Origin of the sequence: Leptolyngbya sp. AN02str, assembly GCF_050565595.1 — a bacterium.
In the GTDB taxonomy this organism is placed as follows: Bacteria; Cyanobacteriota; Cyanobacteriia; order Elainellales; family Elainellaceae; genus Kaiparowitsia.
The window spans coordinates 1-16,142 of the sequence record NZ_JBNXVR010000008.1; the positions used below are offsets into that span (position 1 = coordinate 1).

Genomic DNA, 16,142 nt, shown 5'->3' on the forward strand with positions numbered 1-16,142 from the left:
GTGGGTAGGGTGCTTCGCACCCTACCCACAACACCAACACATCAGATCTAGTGGGCTTGCGTAAGTCCTGCTTTAAAGGCGAAATGTTGAAAGAATTGAGCCATCGTTTAAACCTATGAAAACGGAAGCTAGGTGCTGTAGGAACAAGCCCGTTGGTGATATCGCTGAAGGAGCTGAGATTCTGCTCTGGTTTTTGGGGCGATCGCCTGATTTGGTGGGAATGGACCACCTCATGAATCTGGGTTCAAAATTTGGGCGATGACCCAGCAATCCATTCCGCGAAAACCCTTGTAGAATTAGCAGTCAGGACATTGAAACAGGATATTGAAACAGCTGATTTCTAAATGGTTATTCAGCGAGTTTCAAAACTGCCTGGGGCGTTTGCCAGAGAGATGCGTACGTAGTCACGGTGGCCTGGATGGATGTGAGTGCACCCATCCATCCAGGTTCTTAAGGGAAGTGGTTTCAGGGTGGCGTGTGCTAGAAATGAACGTGCTAACAAAACCTTCAATATCAACCTTGCATCTGAACGTTCACATCGATTCGCATTGGGTTGGCTGATAATGCCTACAAAATCAACGATCTGCACAGATAACAACACAATGGCTCAGTTTGGCATGGTGAGATCCTCTCGCGTTGGGCTGTGGACGGGTACGGTATTGGCCTTGGGTTGGCTGCTCGGTGCTGCCTCAACTCCGGTGGCCGCGCAAACCGTTCCAACGTTGCCCAAGGCATCTTCTGCGCAACCGGCAAACCCTGCGCCTTTGGCGGCAGAGCCGTCTTTGCCTGCTGCATCGGCTCAGGCGTCTCAGCAGGCCCCCGCAGCGCAGCCTGCTCCTCAAAATCCCACCATTAAGGTGGGCATTGTGCAGCGGTTTGGTGAGCAACCAGACCAAAGTACGCTCACCCTTGAGCCTCCGTCGGGCGATCGCCTGTCGATTACGTTTGAAACGGGAGGCCAAACAGAAACCATCACAACAACAGGCCCCATCAAGGTGGATGTGGTGGTGCAACCCTTGCCAGAGCCACAGGTGCGAGAGCGGGTGGTGCTCAGTACGCATCGCAGCTTTGAAAGTGCAGAAGATAGCGCCAAACAATGGCGATCGCGCGGCATTGAGGTAGAAATTGCCCAGCCCCGGCAGTGGCAAGTGTGGGCCAAGCGTGACACCTACAGCAACCCGTTGGTACGGCGTTTGCTCATGCGTAATTTGGAAGCTCAGGGGTCGCGTGGAGCCTTTTTGCAAAGCCGAGTTGAGCGCGAATCGCCCAAAGCCTCCTTTGTCATCAACAACTTTCGATACACCCGCGATCAGTTCTCTATCGCCGCAGGCACCAATCGAATTTATGTGAACCAGGGCACCAGCCCCCAAACGCGTCAGCTTTTTGGCGGAAGCCTGCGAATTCAGCCCAATGCCTATGGCAACTACACCCTGGTAAACGATGTTCCCATCGAAACCTACTTGCGAGGTGTGGTGCCCCACGAGATTGGCCTACAGGCACCACCGACGGCAATCCAAGCGCAGGCAATTTTGGCGCGCACCTATGCCTTGCGCAACTTGCGTCGATTTGAAATCGATAACTACCAGCTCTGTGCCGATACTCAATGCCAGGTGTACAAGGGATTGTCGGGAGCTGCAGAAATTACCGATCGGGCGATCGCTGCAACCCAAGGTCAGGTGCTCACCTACGGCAACGAACTCATTGATGCGCTGTACTCGTCAACAACCGGAGGCGTCACGGCCTCGTTTTCCGATGTATGGAACGGAGCCGATCGCCCATATCTGCGGCCTCGGGTTGACTCGGTACAAAGTGTTTGGGATCTCAATCAGTTTCCTCTGTCCGATGAGCGCAACTTCCGTTCGTTCATTGCCCTAACGGCTGGCTTTAACGAAGTGGGATGGGATACATTTCGCTGGCGGCGAGAAGGCACCCTGGCCGAAATTGCAGCTGGCTTAAAGCAATATCTGCAAGGTCAACAGCATCCCTTAGCGCGGATGACGAGTATTCGCCAAATGGAGGTGCTGGAGCGGGCGAATAGTGGTCGGGTGCAAAAAGTTGCCGTGCAAACCGACGTGGGAACGGTCATTTTAGAAAAGGATGAAATTCTGCGGGCGCTGATTCCACCTCGCAGCTTGCTGTTTTACATGGAGCCCATGTTTGAAACAATTGCGGCTCCACCAGCTATCAATCCTCCCACATCAGCCGAAAGCCCAACGGGAACCCCCAGTTCCACAGAGCCAATTACCCCAACTCCCTCGCCCGCTGCCCAAACTCAAACCGTTCTCAAGGGGTATGCCTTTGTGGGTGGTGGTTTAGGACACGCAGTAGGCATGAGCCAAACCGGAGCTTACAACTTGGGACGCCTCAACTGGTCGGCCAGCCGCATTTTGGAGTTTTATTATCCTGGAACGCGGCTACAACCCTTGACGGATCGCCTGGTTCTGTGGCGCGATCCGGATCAGGTGCTCACCAATGCCACGAGCTTGCCTTAGTTTCCTGGTCTATAGCTGTCGCCAGCTTAGTTGGGACAAGGACATTTTTGGGGAATGGCAAAGCCATTCCCCAAAAATGTCCTAATCAAACTGGCCATCGCTATACATATTCGAGTTGGGTTCAAAAAACTGCATCACTTGGCAACACCGCAATGGCTCTACAGGGGCGTTGCGGTGTTGCGTATTTGAGCCAAATTGGGGACTGTGGACGCTTGGTTGAGATATTCAAGTTGCGATGGCTAGACACTCAAACGAAGCGACTGCATTGTCTGGTTGAGTGGCTGAAAAGCTTATAAATCAGGTGTTTGAAGCGATCGCGGCTCTTGTGCAAAAGATGCGATCGCCATTCACAAAGCGAGCGATTTCCTCATCATTTCTACCTTGAGAGAACTCGAAAATTTACCTAAAGACCGAGGAAAACCTAGCGCAAAACTGAGATAGTTTCATCATTAATACGCACTTTTGGCTAGGTACTTATGTTTAATCTGCTGGAAGCAACCGTTAAGCCGTTAATGCTCAACACCAAAATTCTTGAGGTGGCTTACGAGATGTATTTAGAAGCTCCGCAGTCCATCCATCCCGTCATTAATCTTCGAGACTTATCGTATCGGACAGGAGCCAGTTTGCTGGAATGCCGCAATGCGATTGTCGAAGCGTATAACCTGGGGCGGTTTCCTCAGTGCGCTTTAGAAAAATAGTACCGACCCACGATCGCCCAAAAAAACTCCACCGAGGCCATCCTAGGTGGAGTTTTTGAGTTCGCTATATCGACAAAGAACAACTTTAGTGATTGCCTAGACTGACATCAAATTGAAGCGTGCTTCAATCCAGGCTCGTTGGTAAGCGGGTATGCTGCGGCATAAATCGCGATCGCACATCATAGACAAATGATGAGAGTAGGGGCGATCGCTCAGTCTTTTTTCTCTGGTTGCGAGTGGGAGAACTTGGAACCTGGAGTGCAAGATATTATGGCGATCGCGCCTCTTCACCAATTTCTAACGTGCTCAGTTCACCCAAGCGCCGCGATATTTCATGCGGGGTTTGTGCTGTTGGGCGGGAATGTTGCGAACATTGTGCTCGTGGAGTTTTGCGCCACGATATTGGCCAATGATTGGGCCTTCAACGAAGTCAACCCCGTTGTTGGGAGCTTCGTAACTTGCACCGCGGTAGTGGAGTTCCATAATTGCCTCTTACTCAAAAACTAAAAGATTCATGAAGCGTAGTAACTAACCCAGTCGTTAGCTCAAGAGTAATTGCTAGACCAGATCGAAAACGGCTTTAATTCTGTATCTATTGTTACGGTTTAATTTTGCGCTGTCAACAAGATATGTACAAAATTTGACAATTTACGCCTTGCGATAGGCCAAATTCGCTAAGCTGCTGCCCCAAAGATTACGGCCTGGGATAGATGACTAAGTGCGCACCTTTCCAGGTTGGGGCTGTAGGCCAAGCATTGGAAGCGATCGCCAAGCAGCCAACATTCATCTGTGCGGTTATGCTTTCTGGATGGGTTGAGCATAGCCAAACTGCTGCTCCAAATTGCACATTGTTGAATTCTGATTCCTGGATGGCGATCGCGCTGTTGCAATAGAGTCGCTGGGTGCTCCAACTCAGGTGTTTTTGGGAAACACCGTTATCGCCCAATTTCCATGCCGCGAAAATAATCGCCGGGGTTTTGGGCAACCCAGCCCAGGTCAGAATTGGATCGCACTTCAAAATGCAGGTGGGGAGCGGTAGCACTGCCGCTGCTGCCCACGGTGCCAATGCGATCGCCCGCTCGAACGGTTTGCCCCGCCGTCACGCTGGTGCTTTGTAGCTGGGCATAGCGAGTTTGCAAGCCCTGCGCATGGTTAATCACAATCAAGTTGCCATAGGCACCCTGCTGTCCCACAAATGCAACGGTGCCGCTGCCCGCTGCCAAAACGGCATCTCCCGCATTGGCTTGCAAGTCCACTCCACTATGAAAAATGACCTGGCCAGAACCTGGGTCAACCTGCCAACCGTAGCCCAACGTGACCGTCGCCGAAGTAGTGGAGAGGGGATAGCCACCCAGCGATGAAGCGGCGGCGGTTGTGGTGCCACCGCGAGTAATGCCATTGGGCGACCAGTTCACCCCCGGAATGAAAACCGTGGTTGAGGGGGGCTGGCAGCCGTTAATTTCAAACAATACGTCGGCTCGTACGCCATAGGACTCGGCAATGCTAGACCAAGAGCTGCCCGATGGCACATTCACCTGTACACCGTTGTACGGAGGTACAACAATTTCGGCCCCAACGGGGGCGTTGCCGCTCCGCAGGTTTGCATTGAAGCCCATCAGCGTTGCAGGAATCAGGTTATACTGCTGCGCCAAGCTGACCAATGTTTCGCCGGGGGCAATCCGATGCCGCTGCAAGCGCGACAGGGCTGGAGCCTCACACAGCTCGGTATTGGCTTGGGCCATCTGTATGGAAGATGGGGTTGCCGGGGAGGACAGCGTTTGGGCGGTGGCAAAGCCAGGGGCAAGCCCTAGTGCTGTTAGGGCAGCACCCAGCATCCACCCTGCACGATGAAGTGCTGCCATGGGTGGACGGTACTGTAAATGCTGAGGAGGTCTCATTGTTGGCACCTAACTTAACGTATGCGTCTTAAACTCATGATGAAATATACGACGACTTGTTGTGGTGAATGTGGCGTGCGATCGCTCTATTTACTCTAAATTCATGCCTTGCATTACATGTCAGGTCAAAAAACCGTGTCAGAATCAAAATGGGTTTGCTTTTGCCCGCTGTTTTCACCCGTTCAATCGATATCAATTGAAGTTCAGCTGATGAGCAGCTCACCAAAAGCATGTATTGACAGAAACCTATGAGAGCGATCGCGTGAAGCACCGTCCTTTGCAACCTCCAGGTTTTAATCTCCAAGTTTCGATCTTTAGCTAGCAGCGCCATGTCAGGAATTTCGACCAAGCAAGCCACTGCCTACGCTCTTTTATTAACGGCTGGGATTGTGGCTGGCTGGGCAGGTAAGCGGTACTTTGTTTCTGCATGGCCGTCACCTCATGCAACAGCCTCACCAACTCGGTTACAGCTTTTGCCTAGTTCTTTGGGGACAGTGCGATCGGCCAACACGATCGTCAATTCAACACCGGTGGCTCCCAATTTTATTGTGCAGGCCGTGAATCGAGTGGGGCCTGCCGTTGTTCGGCTAGAGGTGTCGCGGCGGCCCAATGCCTCAGCACAGGATAATTTTCAGTTTCCTGGCTTTTTTGAAGATGGCTTTCCCCCTGAACGATTTCGGCAGGGGAGTGGCTCGGGATTTATTGTTGGGGCAGATGGTCAAGTGATTACGAATGCCCATGTGGTGGAAGGGGCTACCCAAGTTCAGGTCACGCTGAAGGATGGACGCACCTTTGAAGGTCGAGTTGTGGGCGTTGACCTAGTAACGGATGTTGCCGCTATCAAAATTGACTCGCAAGACTTGCCTGTTGTGAGTTTGGGCGACTCGGATACGTTAAAACCGGGGCAATGGGCGATCGCTATTGGTAGTCCTTTGGGGCTAGATAATACAGTCACTGCTGGCATCATTAGTGCAACTGGCCGACCCAGCAATCAGGTTGGAGTAGGCGATCGCCGAGTGCGGTTTATTCAAACCGATGCCGCGATCAATCCTGGAAACTCGGGCGGGCCTCTTCTCAATGATCAGGGAGAAGTGATTGGCATCAACACAGCCATTCGTGCCAATGCTCAAGGATTAGGCTTCGCCATTCCCATTCGCACAGCCCAGCGTATTGCTGACCAGCTCTTTGCGACTGGCACCGTCGATCATCCTTATCTGGGTATTCAAATGGTGGATCTTACCCCAGACATTGCTAAAGAAGTCAATGAAGAAGGCTCGTTAGCAAGCAAGGTAGAGCTAGAAGAAGGGGTGTTGATTTTGGATGTGCTGCCCCAAACTCCAGCCGCTCAAGCCGGACTGCGCCCTGGAGATGTAATTTTGCGAGTCAATGGCGAGTCGGTGGTTTCCTCGATTAATGTTCAAGAGCAGGTGGAAGAAAGCGAAATTGGCCAGCCGCTCCCCATTGAAGTGAATCGCAATGGAGTTGTGCGCCAGGTGGAAGTTCGTCCCGGCACGTTTCCAACTCAATCACAGCAGCGGTGAGCCCGTGAATTTGGATCTAACCCCCATGCTGAAGGGGTAGCAATGCGGTGCTTTAATCCAAGGATTCGTCGTTGTCGCGATCGCTTGGGAAGGGGGTCTCGTGGTGAAGCGGCGAAATTCCTGTCAAGCTAGTTTCTAGCTCCATGCGCTGCTCCATCCGCCGCAAGAAGTAGCCCGTCATCATGGCAGAAGCCAGTAAACCTGCCAAATTGTCGCGATCGGTGGTGATTTGGGCGTTGAATGCCCCAGATGGCAACATGCCAACTAAACCCTGCACATTCTGAGAAATGATGTCTTTAATCTCTGGGCTGACAGAGCGAGCCACCTTGGCCATCATTTCGGGCGATTGATGCTGGAGGTACTTCAGCAACTGGTTCGTTTCTTTATCTTCTGTATGGCCTGTAAAGAAGTCAGAGCCGTCAGGATTAAAGATCATGATTGATCCCTACAGTATTTAAACTCATTTTTACATCTATCTCCCACACTGTAGCGAGTATTCCCATGGGTTGAGGTGAAATTCACAAACCAGCCTGGTTGGATCACAGTAGCCTAAAACAGGTTCTTAAAAAAAGAAGATGCAGTCGGCTAAGCTTATGTGTAGGCTTACATGCATGAGAGTGCTGAAAGTTGGCGCTAATTTGGCGCTGACTTGGCGTCTGTTAAAACTTGGAGCGAGCCAATTAGAGGGCCAATTCTGAGTTTTGAAACCCCTGTTTGGCTTGAATGGTTCAGGACTTACGCACGTCATCCGAAAAACCAGGGGGGTGGATGATGTTTGAAGCGCTCAGCACTTCCAACATCATTTAACTGCGTAAGTCCTGTGGTTGTTTGATTTGAATGGTTGTTTAAAAGCGATGACCAATTACGATGCTCAATCGGGCCGGGAATGGTGGGCACAGCGATGGGTTGATGTTCTGGAGTCGTTTGGCTGGGTTCGGCGGTTGGCTCGGGCACGCAACTATGCACGCGAAGGGCATGTGCTTAGTCTGGAGTTTCGGGGGGCGAAGGTTGTTGCTCGCGTTCAGGGAACAGCACCGGAACCCTATCGGGTGAGCTTAAGTCTTGATCCATTTACCGATGAGCAATGGCAGTATGTGATTGAGTCGTTGTCTCAGCGGGCAATTTTTTCTGCAAAGCTGTTGTCGGGTGAAATGCCCACGAATATTGAACAGGTGTTTACCAATAATGGGTTAAGCCTGTTTCCTTTTACAAAATTTGATATTCACAGCAAGTGCAGTTGTCCTGACCAAGCGAATCCATGCAAGCATATTGGTGCGGTGTACTATGTGCTGGGCGATCGCTTTAGTGAAGATCCGTTTGTGCTCTTTCAGCTGCGGGGTCGGACTAAAGAACAGGTAATTGGAGAACTACGACGATTGCGTAGTGCACACACCGAGTCCCAAGATGCAGCTGCAACGAAGGCGATAGCTCAAGACTCTGGGGCGATCGATTTGGCAAACTTCTGGCGATATGACCAGCAAATTGATCCATCCCTGGTGGTGATTGCGCCATCAACCAATACAGAAACAGTATTGGACATATTAGGGCCAATGCCACTCCATAGTGATGTAGTTGGAACTGCATCAACCCTATCTCCCCAAATGGTCATGGATTATCTCAGAACCATTTATGGTGTGGCGAATCAAGCGGCCGTCATATCTGCGATGACGGCTGGAGCCAATTCATCCTCCTCATAAGCCACACGCAAATGATGCCTTTATTGTTGGATTGTTGCGCTATCCATTTCTAAGATAGGACTTACGCACGTCATCCGAAAAACCAGGGGGGTTGAGTGATGTTTGGGGCACTAAGCGCCCCAAACATCACTCAACTTCGTCAATCCTGTAAGAATTAACGTATCCATTGAGATAAAGATTCTTCCTTCGTCATACTTGCCAAGAGGAAACCAAAGGCCCATTTTTCATGCACCAAGTTGGTGCATGAAAAATGGGCCTTTGCACTGGCGATGATGTGCCTAACGTGAGGCAACAGTAAAACGCCACGGATTACAGCAAAGAAAACATCGCGCTTAAGAGTCTGCTTTCTTGCGGCGAGTGCGAGGGGTTGCGGTGGTTGCTGTTGTTTTCTTTGCGCGCGAGGCAGCGGTTTTTGTCTTAGCGGCAGTGGTAGAACGAGGGCCACGGGTGCGCCCTGTTTTGGCAGGTGCGGGGGGGGCTGCCTCGGCTTTGGATGCGTTATCTAAGGATTGAGCAACTGCCTCAAGGGGCAGAGCTTGGCCACCCCGAGTGCGACGCTTGCGCGTGGTGCCGCCAGCAGATTTTTCTCGATTGGTAGCAGCTAAGTAAGACTTCAACGAAGAAGGGCTGATTTTAATACCTTGCTCGGTCAACATTGCCGATACTTCTTCGTGGCTATAGCCGCGATCGAGGGCTGATTTGATGGTGTCTTGCAACTGATCGATGGCTTCGCGCAATGACCACAATTCTTTGGGCTTCTCAGGCAGATCTTTTAAGAATTCTGCTGCTTGCTCGATTGAATCTTTTGTTACTGCTGTTGATGAGGGCGATCGCCGTCTGCCACCTGTCATGAATTCGCTCCTTTATGTTTAGCGGATAGATTATTCATCATCTATTTGGTCTGAATCTATTCGGCCTGAATGTTTGAATAGACCTTTCATACAATGGAATTAGTATTCCCATCTATGAATCACTTATAGCGTAAATTTCTTAATGTCAAACATTTATCTGTCTTTTATTGAATGTCAATCCGATCAGATTCTTCGATCTATCATGCTTGGGTTCAGAAAAGGTCTTGGATTGCCTCTGTCTCGTGGTGGAAATGATGTCGATTTTGGGTTCTAGGAAGGGCTTGGTTTTCTGTTAGGCTTGGCCTTCTCACGTGTCATTCGGCACCCAACATGGCAGTTGAATTGATGGTTGCATTGGGGTGCTGTGCGATATCTGGTGTGATGCAAAAGCGATCGCTTTGAAAATATTGAGGCGATGTTTGCTGGATCAGATAGTTCTTCATTGCACCATGGCTGCGAGTATCCTGCTTGCTATTGAGACAGATCGGCCCTAAGCCTAACTTCGGATGTATCGACGGCTTGTACCATGGCTGCGATCGCTTTTCCAGTAATGGGGTCAATCCAATCGCCTGCAATTTCGCTGAGCGGAACCAGCACAAAGGCACGCTCATTCATTCGGGGATGCGGAATTAACAGATGAGGTGTATCCAATACAAGCTGATCAAAGAGGAGTAAATCCAAGTCTAGTAACCGTGGCCCCCAGCGTTCACGACGAACCCGGCCAAAATTGGCCTCAATGGCTAGCAAATGCTCCAGAAGTTGAAACGGGGTCAAGGTTGTTTTGAGGAGGGCTGCTGCATTGATATAGTCCGGCTGTGGAGGCCCAACAGCCGCGGTTTCATAAAACTGGGAATAGGCGATGACGGTGATGCCAGCTGTGTTGTTTAATGCGGCGATCGCAGCGCGCAAAATATCGGCAGAGTTGCCCAAATTGCTACCCAGTGCGATCGCTGCGTGATGCTGTGTGTTGGAATTTGGTATTGTCACTGGAAAAATCTTCTATACAGTGTTGAAAATTGGCTGTTGTACAACTAAGCCATCTCAGCTAAGCCATCTCAGCGCTCATGTGCGAATAGCATACGCTCAACTTTGGCGTTTTTAAGAAGATGGCAATTCCGTATCGAGAATAATCGCGCAATCAGTTGCGCAATGGAGTCACGGTCTAGGATAGGGGATTTAGTGCGGGGTGCTTCGGCGGATGCTCGAACGAACCGGCTCGTGCAAGGTTTTGATGAGAGGAAATACTCTCGTTCTGTCATTCGAACACACACACCATGAGCGAGAAAGATGCTGCTGTGGCATAAGGCTGCGTGAGCCTAGTCGATTGCTCAGCCGAACGAGGCCAACCAAAAGCACTTAATGCTATTTCAGGATTTCCTAGCTGTTTCAGGATTTTCTAAAATTCCGAGCCTCTATTCGATCCTCGAAAAGATCTATCCTCGAAAAGATCTATGCAGGAATATGCACCAGTATCAATGGTTGATTTCTACTGGAATTTGACGACGAATCAGTAAATTTCTACCAAGTTGGATCAAAGAACAAGTTGATGGTGACTTCCGATTCGCTAGGAGGAACGGCACTAATACAGGCACAAATGGTATCTCCATTGCCCAGTTCGACTTCGCAGGCATGGCAAGACCCCATCAGGCAACCCGTAGGAATTGAGACTCCCGCTCGTTTGGCTACGGCTAGGATTGGCTCGCCTACTTGGGCTTCTATCAGAACATCATCGGGCAAAAAGCGAATGTGAACACTCATAACAAGATTCTGAAAAATTCCTGAACTTAGTCTCGCGCAGTTGGGGATATTTCTGAAGCAGAACAGGGCCGAAAATCCTTGCTAATCCTAATAAATTTGCTTTGGATATGCCATCAGCCTGGCTAAAAATGGGAGTGATACTATGCTGATGAGTTAAGCAGAGTACGTGCTTACACAGCAATGCTACGCGTTAGGTTTCACCTTCAATGCTAGCGTTAAACTTCCCAAATCTAAAGTGAAGAGCTGCTTGCTCATTTAGATTTGGTGACAGCACAACTGAGTAACTCAAGGATAAACGGGTACGTTGCACCGAAAGGGTTAGGGATAATAAGCGCGTCATTGTTGAAATGAGCGCTTATTTTTGTGTTTGTTCTGATTTGGTTTAGGTTTTTCTAAGGCTTGCATGGCGCGCAACCTTTAGAAAAACGAAGCACTCCTGTGTGCCTAATGCGTAGGCAAACAAGAGTGCTTTGGCTTATCCCAAATTGACGGGAAATCGTTGTCTCCTATTTTTTGGTTGGAGGTGAGTACCAGAACGAGATGCTGCCAGACGTTGAGGGCGTAGGGCGATCGCTAGCTGCGTAGCACATAGCCAACGCTGCGAATGGTATGAATGAGCCGTTTTTCTTGATTGGCTTCTAGCTTGAGACGCAAGTAGCGGATATAGACTTCGATGATGTTGGAGTCGCCCATAAAATCGTAGCCCCACACCTTTTCCAAAATTTGGTCACGGGTGATGACTTGGCGCGGATGGCTGAGCAGGTATTCCAATAGGTCAAATTCTTTAGCCGTCAGCTCGATGGGGCGACCATTGCGAAACACTTGGCGGGTGTTGCGGTTCAGGCTAAGGTCTTCATACTCCAACATATCGAGGTTGGCTTCTTGGTTGCGTCGTAGGTGGGCACGCACGCGAGCCAACAGCTCTTCAATGCTAAACGGTTTCACAACGTAGTCATCGGCTCCCGCATCCAGTCCGCTCACGCGATCGCTCACATCATCCCGAGCGGTGAGCAAAATCACAGGAACCTTGATGCCCGTGGCACGCAATCGCCTGCACAAATCAACTCCCGTCATGCCAGGTAGCATCCAATCGAGCACGAGCAAATCGGGCATGGACGAGCGTGCAAGGGATAAGCCTGTGAGGCCGTCGTGGGCAACACTGGTGTGATACCCTTCGGCAGTTAGCTCTAGTTCAATAAAGCGGGCAAGTTTGGTTTCGTCTTCAATGAGCAGAATGTGAGGAGTTTGAGTCATGGGAGGGGGGCTGATCGGAGGATGGGGAAGAGGTCGCGATCGCTTCAGCACGAGCGTCATTCAAGATGGTTTGCAGCATATGAATGATGTACTCCGCCTCGGATTGGGCGATCGCCAAAGCTTCGTGTTGGGCTGGGGTAAGGTTATCGCCCCGGCGTAGCACGCTTTGTAAATAGCCATAAACCAACGTGAGCGGAGTGCGTAAATCGTGCGATACCTGGTTGGTAAATTCGCGCTGCCATTCTCCCGTTTTAGAGACCTGCTCGCACAAATGGTTGTAAGACAGTACCAGTTCGCGCAGTTCTTCAGGCAGCTCTTCAGGACGAATGGGAGGAGTTGTGGCCGTTGGGGCTTGGGCCAGCGATTGCAGTTGGCGGATAGGTTTGAGCGATCGCCGTACCGTCATCACGGCTACCCCTACCAAACCCGGTAACACAATTAGAGTGGTGAGGCCCAATGCATATCGAGCCCGATCGGAGAGCATCATCATCTCTGTGGTGTCTTGCACCAAAAACAGTTGCCCCATCGTGCCATCTTGCAGCTCCAAAGTATGGCCCATCACCAATAACCGACGGTTATCGACATAGTAGGCTTGGGGCTCGGCCATGGGCAGCTCCATATCTACCCACTCACTCATGACGGATGTTGGGATGGACTCTAGCTCGACGGAGTGCGCCATCATGCCCTGTTGGGGATATTTAATCCACATCCACAGCGTATCTGATGACCATTTATTAATGGTTTGCTGCAACAGGGTAGGAGTGAGTAAGTCTGAATTGTCCACCTGCACATCTTTGGCAAACTGAGTGGCAACCAACTCCATGCTCTGCTCGCAGCTTTTTACCATCATCTGCGCCATGGCGCGCCGAACCAACCAACCATATCCCACCATTCCTGGCACGATAATGGCCAGAATTCCCAGCGTGAGTTGTAACCGCAGCGGCATTTGCTGACTAGCATCTAGCCAACTCTGGGTTCGATATTTGAGCTTGGCCAAAGGTGGCAACATTCGAAAGCTGGTGTGTTGATAATTTTCAATACCGCTACGCTAACAGGGAATGCTGAGAAAAGCCTGAGAGGATGCCTCAACTTTATGGAGGTTTGTATGAAGAGAGAATGTTGAGCAATCACGAATGCGTCGAGTCCTGAATCAATTGGGGTAGGCCAACCTGGACTTGGGTTCCTGCGGGGTCGGTGTGAATGTGGAGGATGCCACCGTGGGCGTCAATAATCCGTTTTACGATCGCCAGCCCTAAGCCGGTTCCGCCTGTTTTGGTAGAGCAAAATGGTTGGGTGAGTTTGGGCAATAGCTCGGTGGGGATGGGAATACCGCCATTGTGAACTTTGAGTTGCACATAGGCTGTGGGGGTATGGCGGGCCGCGATCGCAGCAGGAGCGGCTGGCTCAATTGCAATGCTACAGCGCACGCTTTCACCAGGGGCGATCGCCTCGCAGGCATTTTTCACAAGATTAATGAGAACCTGTTTTAATTTGTCGCGATCGCCCAGCACCCGTGTTGGGGTTGTTTCGCCATGCCAGACAATGTGCCGTCCGCTGGCCTCGGGCATCATTTGTAGAAAAGGAATCTCTTCACACACAAATGCTGTAAAGTCGAGCGGCACCAGCTGAGGGATTTGGGGTTTGGCAAACAGCAAAATTTCATGCAGCAGATTTTGCAACCGATGGGCTTCTTCTAGTGCCAACATAGCCCGATCTTGATCAGCAGCAGCGGTACTTGTTTTTTGAAAATGCTGAAGCCCAAGGGTCATTGTTGTGACGGGATTGCGAATTTCGTGCACAATCATGGAGGCAAACTCGCCAATCGCTGCCAGCCGCTCCTGATGAATGAGCCTTTCCTGGGCAGCCTTTAACTCTTGAGTTCTGCGCGCTACTTCTGCCTCTAGGCGCTCGGTAAACTGCCGCTGCTGTTGATACAGGTAGTAATTGTCGATGGCGGTGGCAGCACGCTCAGCAAACAGCTCCACCATACGAACGTCTTCTGGGTAGAACGATCGTGAATTTTCGCAGAATGAGCAAATCGTGCCTAAAACCTGGCCTTGTACCGTTTTTAGGGGAACACCCAAGTAGGCAATATAGCCAGGGGGCAGCGTTCCATACTCTGGGTGTAATCGGGCATCTTCAACCACGAGCGTTTGCTTGGTGTTGGTAACGGTTTCTGTGAGGGTGCCATGCAAAGATACGAGGTTGCCATCGAACAGTTCGTTGCCGCTGTGAGCCATCACGACCCCTGGCTCTTGTTGTCGAAGGGTGACAACCGTTCCAGGCAACTGCAACAGTTCTCCTACTCCTGTTGCAATGTCTCTTAGATATTGGCTTAAGTTGCCTTCACGATAGCTCAGCGATGCCAAAATTTCGATCGCACGTTGAGCTTGCTGCCATCCTTTGTGAATGCGATCTGAATGAACTTCATGATCAATCGGTGAGGTCATAACGCTAGAAATGAATGACTGTAGCGCTGATGGAAAGACGAACCATGAACGGATTCGGTGCATGAAGGATGCCAAGATGCGATCGCCCAAAGAAATCGCCCAAAGAAAATGCAGCAAATGGAGGAGCGGCTGGGCCGGAAATTACGACTTCTGGAAGTGATGAAACCTGAAGTCCGTTTATCCAGAACCTGATCACTGAACAACTGAAAGGGACTGACCTTGGTAACTTACTTCGATTGACAAAAATAAATTGTAGCTATGACCGTACCAAATCTGCTGGTTGTTCGCAAATAGCTACATGGGGTCTATTCTCCCAATCCAATTTGTGGAGTGAGTCAGTCTGCGATTCCAGATGGTTTAGGGGCGATCGCACGGTTATTGAATGCTCCAGCGTCGTCGCCAGCTTGAGGTCGATTCGCGTTGGCAGCCCTGCTGTTCGTGCAGCTGCCGAGCCAAAATTGCGTCCGCATCATCACTCAACGTGGGATCGCGGTAGGGAATTGCGGCTCGCGTTTGCAAATGTTCTTGCTCCATAGGAGAGAGGGGCGGCAAGCTCAGTTCAGTTCGGCTGGCGACGGTGCCTTGCGCCCACTCATGGGATGGGAGGTTGGCGGTTGCCTCCATGGGAATGGTGCCAATGGTGAAGCCAGCCTCCAGCATGGCAGCCCGCACCGAAGCTGAACGCGAATAGGTGGCCAAAATACCGGATGGGGCAAGGCATTGGCCCACTTTCTTAAAGAATTCGACTGTCCAAAGTTGAGGACAGCGACGGGGCGAAAACGGATCGAAAAAGATGGCATCGGCCTGGAAGTGATACTGAATGACCGTTTGGATGGTCTGCCGAGCATCGCCAATTAGCAGGGTGGCATCTAGGGTTGGGGTGGTGCAGCGATGGGCGATCGCAAGTTCGGTCAAAATGGTTTGTACCTGTGGCGACCAGCTTTGCACCACGGGAGGTTGGGTCGCTGCCACTGGCACGCTGGCATCTCGTTCCAGGCCGTAGACGGTGACGTGGCATTGGGGATGAGCTGCCCAAATAGTTTCCAAAGCGGCGGCGGTGTTGTAGCCCAGTCCATAACACACATCCAGCAAGGCAATACGAGGATGGTGCGATCGCTCCACCAGCCGAGTTGCCGTCGCAAACTTGAGAAACGCCTCCTCTTTAGCCCCCTGGCTACTGTGAAATGCTTCGCCAAATTCATCCGAAAAAAAGGTAAATGAACCGTCACTGGTTGGCTGGGGAATCCAGGTTTTGACCTCACTCATGCACGTTCCCAAACGGCTCTACACAAAACAGTCGAATTCCCAATCTAAAACATTTAGGACCTATGCACTTCATACAAAAATCCATTCACCTGCGTAAGTCCTGACATTGGGGCGCGATCGCACAGCCAAGACCTTGCTACACTCAAATGCAGCAGTGTTTTGCCCGTTGGGGTAAAACAGAGCCATCCCTTGGGGGCGATCGCATCTCTCCATCTTGCCGTTTGTTGATCTTTCATT

The 16,142-nt window shown here is 50.9% G+C and carries 17 protein-coding genes; 5 read left to right on the top strand and 12 right to left on the bottom strand.

The window, feature by feature from the left end:
- The first annotated feature begins 617 nt into the window (after positions 1-617).
- Together ACQ4M4_RS07935 and ACQ4M4_RS07940 are read left to right on the top strand one after the other, a co-directional pair.
- Positions 618-2,492 (top strand): SpoIID/LytB domain-containing protein, encoded by a 1,875-nt coding sequence (locus ACQ4M4_RS07935; protein ID WP_430683942.1) that lies wholly within the window; start codon positions 618-620, stop codon positions 2,490-2,492.
- A 476-nt stretch (positions 2,493-2,968) separates the two neighbouring features.
- A complete protein-coding gene (locus tag ACQ4M4_RS07940; protein ID WP_430683943.1) occupies positions 2,969-3,190 on the top strand; it encodes a hypothetical protein in 222 nt (73 codons plus the stop codon).
- Between the two features lie 306 nt (positions 3,191-3,496).
- Here the strand turns inward: ACQ4M4_RS07940 and ACQ4M4_RS07945 are convergent, their stop codons facing one another.
- A complete protein-coding gene (locus tag ACQ4M4_RS07945) occupies positions 3,497-3,673 on the bottom strand; it encodes a DUF4278 domain-containing protein (RefSeq protein ID WP_430683944.1) in 177 nt (58 codons plus the stop codon).
- 227 nt (positions 3,674-3,900) lie between these two features.
- Between ACQ4M4_RS07945 and ACQ4M4_RS07950 the strand changes: the two genes are divergently transcribed.
- Positions 3,901-4,083 carry a hypothetical protein gene (locus tag ACQ4M4_RS07950; RefSeq protein WP_430683945.1) on the top strand — a complete coding sequence of 61 codons (183 nt, stop codon included), beginning with the start codon at positions 3,901-3,903 and terminating at the stop codon, positions 4,081-4,083.
- Positions 4,084-4,125: 42 nt separating this feature from the next.
- Here ACQ4M4_RS07950 and ACQ4M4_RS07955 read toward each other — a convergent pair whose 3' ends face one another.
- Positions 4,126-5,052, bottom strand: a complete 927-nt coding sequence (locus ACQ4M4_RS07955) for a M23 family metallopeptidase (RefSeq protein ID WP_430683946.1) — start codon at positions 5,050-5,052, stop codon at positions 4,126-4,128.
- 365 nt (positions 5,053-5,417) lie between these two features.
- Between ACQ4M4_RS07955 and ACQ4M4_RS07960 the strand changes: the two genes are divergently transcribed.
- On the top strand, positions 5,418-6,629 hold the full coding sequence (locus tag ACQ4M4_RS07960; protein ID WP_430683947.1) for an HhoA/HhoB/HtrA family serine endopeptidase: 1,212 nt from the start codon (positions 5,418-5,420) through the stop codon (positions 6,627-6,629).
- 52 nt (positions 6,630-6,681) lie between these two features.
- Here ACQ4M4_RS07960 and ACQ4M4_RS07965 read toward each other — a convergent pair whose 3' ends face one another.
- Positions 6,682-7,065 carry a DUF760 domain-containing protein gene (locus ACQ4M4_RS07965; protein WP_430683948.1) on the bottom strand — a complete coding sequence of 128 codons (384 nt, stop codon included), beginning with the start codon at positions 7,063-7,065 and terminating at the stop codon, positions 6,682-6,684.
- 418 nt (positions 7,066-7,483) lie between these two features.
- Between ACQ4M4_RS07965 and ACQ4M4_RS07970 the strand changes: the two genes are divergently transcribed.
- Positions 7,484-8,326 carry an SWIM zinc finger family protein gene (locus tag ACQ4M4_RS07970; RefSeq protein ID WP_430683949.1) on the top strand — a complete coding sequence of 281 codons (843 nt, stop codon included), beginning with the start codon at positions 7,484-7,486 and terminating at the stop codon, positions 8,324-8,326.
- Positions 8,327-8,658: 332 nt separating this feature from the next.
- On the opposite strand, the gene ACQ4M4_RS07975 is transcribed toward ACQ4M4_RS07970, so the two are convergent.
- The 9 genes from ACQ4M4_RS07975 to ACQ4M4_RS08015 form a co-directional block, all read right to left on the bottom strand.
- Positions 8,659-9,177, bottom strand: a complete 519-nt coding sequence (locus ACQ4M4_RS07975) for a hypothetical protein (protein ID WP_430683950.1) — start codon at positions 9,175-9,177, stop codon at positions 8,659-8,661.
- 314 nt (positions 9,178-9,491) lie between these two features.
- Positions 9,492-9,620, bottom strand: a complete 129-nt coding sequence (locus ACQ4M4_RS07980; RefSeq protein ID WP_430683951.1) for a hypothetical protein — start codon at positions 9,618-9,620, stop codon at positions 9,492-9,494.
- 28 nt (positions 9,621-9,648) lie between these two features.
- Positions 9,649-10,164, bottom strand: coding sequence for a 2-amino-4-hydroxy-6-hydroxymethyldihydropteridine diphosphokinase (folK, locus tag ACQ4M4_RS07985; RefSeq protein ID WP_430683952.1), 516 nt, complete (start codon positions 10,162-10,164; stop codon positions 9,649-9,651).
- Positions 10,165-10,695: 531 nt separating this feature from the next.
- Positions 10,696-10,935, bottom strand: a complete 240-nt coding sequence (locus ACQ4M4_RS07990) for a 2Fe-2S iron-sulfur cluster-binding protein (RefSeq protein ID WP_430683953.1) — start codon at positions 10,933-10,935, stop codon at positions 10,696-10,698.
- A 573-nt stretch (positions 10,936-11,508) separates the two neighbouring features.
- Positions 11,509-12,189 carry a response regulator transcription factor gene (locus ACQ4M4_RS07995; RefSeq protein ID WP_430683954.1) on the bottom strand — a complete coding sequence of 227 codons (681 nt, stop codon included), beginning with the start codon at positions 12,187-12,189 and terminating at the stop codon, positions 11,509-11,511.
- Positions 12,158-13,198, bottom strand: a complete 1,041-nt coding sequence (locus ACQ4M4_RS08000; RefSeq protein WP_430683955.1) for a histidine kinase dimerization/phospho-acceptor domain-containing protein — start codon at positions 13,196-13,198, stop codon at positions 12,158-12,160. The genes ACQ4M4_RS07995 and ACQ4M4_RS08000 overlap by 32 nt, the downstream gene beginning before the upstream one ends.
- A gap of 118 nt (positions 13,199-13,316) precedes the next feature.
- The gene (locus ACQ4M4_RS08005; protein ID WP_430683956.1) at positions 13,317-14,639 is read right to left on the bottom strand and encodes an ATP-binding protein; all 1,323 of its coding nucleotides are present in this window, start codon (positions 14,637-14,639) and stop codon (positions 13,317-13,319) included.
- Between the two features lie 375 nt (positions 14,640-15,014).
- The gene (locus ACQ4M4_RS08010; RefSeq protein ID WP_430683957.1) at positions 15,015-15,905 is read right to left on the bottom strand and encodes a tRNA (5-methylaminomethyl-2-thiouridine)(34)-methyltransferase MnmD; all 891 of its coding nucleotides are present in this window, start codon (positions 15,903-15,905) and stop codon (positions 15,015-15,017) included.
- 53 nt (positions 15,906-15,958) lie between these two features.
- Positions 15,959-16,141, bottom strand: coding sequence for a hypothetical protein (locus ACQ4M4_RS08015; RefSeq protein ID WP_430683958.1), 183 nt, complete (start codon positions 16,139-16,141; stop codon positions 15,959-15,961).
- Between the last annotated feature and the right edge of the window lies 1 nt (position 16,142).

Coding starts and splice junctions, on each gene's coding strand:
- ACQ4M4_RS08015 (WP_430683958.1), bottom strand. CDS start 16,141: ATGAAAGATCAACAAACGGCAAGATGGAGAGATGCGATCGCCCCCAAG.
- ACQ4M4_RS07990 (WP_430683953.1), bottom strand. CDS start 10,935: ATGAGTGTTCACATTCGCTTTTTGCCCGATGATGTTCTGATAGAAGCC.
- ACQ4M4_RS08010 (WP_430683957.1), bottom strand. CDS start 15,905: ATGAGTGAGGTCAAAACCTGGATTCCCCAGCCAACCAGTGACGGTTCA.
- ACQ4M4_RS07975 (WP_430683950.1), bottom strand. CDS start 9,177: ATGACAGGTGGCAGACGGCGATCGCCCTCATCAACAGCAGTAACAAAA.
- ACQ4M4_RS07995 (WP_430683954.1), bottom strand. CDS start 12,189: ATGACTCAAACTCCTCACATTCTGCTCATTGAAGACGAAACCAAACTT.
- ACQ4M4_RS08000 (WP_430683955.1), bottom strand. CDS start 13,198: ATGTTGCCACCTTTGGCCAAGCTCAAATATCGAACCCAGAGTTGGCTA.
- ACQ4M4_RS07940 (WP_430683943.1), top strand. CDS start 2,969: ATGTTTAATCTGCTGGAAGCAACCGTTAAGCCGTTAATGCTCAACACC.
- ACQ4M4_RS07970 (WP_430683949.1), top strand. CDS start 7,484: ATGACCAATTACGATGCTCAATCGGGCCGGGAATGGTGGGCACAGCGA.
- ACQ4M4_RS07950 (WP_430683945.1), top strand. CDS start 3,901: ATGACTAAGTGCGCACCTTTCCAGGTTGGGGCTGTAGGCCAAGCATTG.
- ACQ4M4_RS07965 (WP_430683948.1), bottom strand. CDS start 7,065: ATGATCTTTAATCCTGACGGCTCTGACTTCTTTACAGGCCATACAGAA.
- ACQ4M4_RS07935 (WP_430683942.1), top strand. CDS start 618: ATGGTGAGATCCTCTCGCGTTGGGCTGTGGACGGGTACGGTATTGGCC.
- ACQ4M4_RS07945 (WP_430683944.1), bottom strand. CDS start 3,673: ATGGAACTCCACTACCGCGGTGCAAGTTACGAAGCTCCCAACAACGGG.
- ACQ4M4_RS08005 (WP_430683956.1), bottom strand. CDS start 14,639: ATGACCTCACCGATTGATCATGAAGTTCATTCAGATCGCATTCACAAA.
- ACQ4M4_RS07960 (WP_430683947.1), top strand. CDS start 5,418: ATGTCAGGAATTTCGACCAAGCAAGCCACTGCCTACGCTCTTTTATTA.
- ACQ4M4_RS07980 (WP_430683951.1), bottom strand. CDS start 9,620: ATGAAGAACTATCTGATCCAGCAAACATCGCCTCAATATTTTCAAAGC.
- ACQ4M4_RS07955 (WP_430683946.1), bottom strand. CDS start 5,052: ATGGCAGCACTTCATCGTGCAGGGTGGATGCTGGGTGCTGCCCTAACA.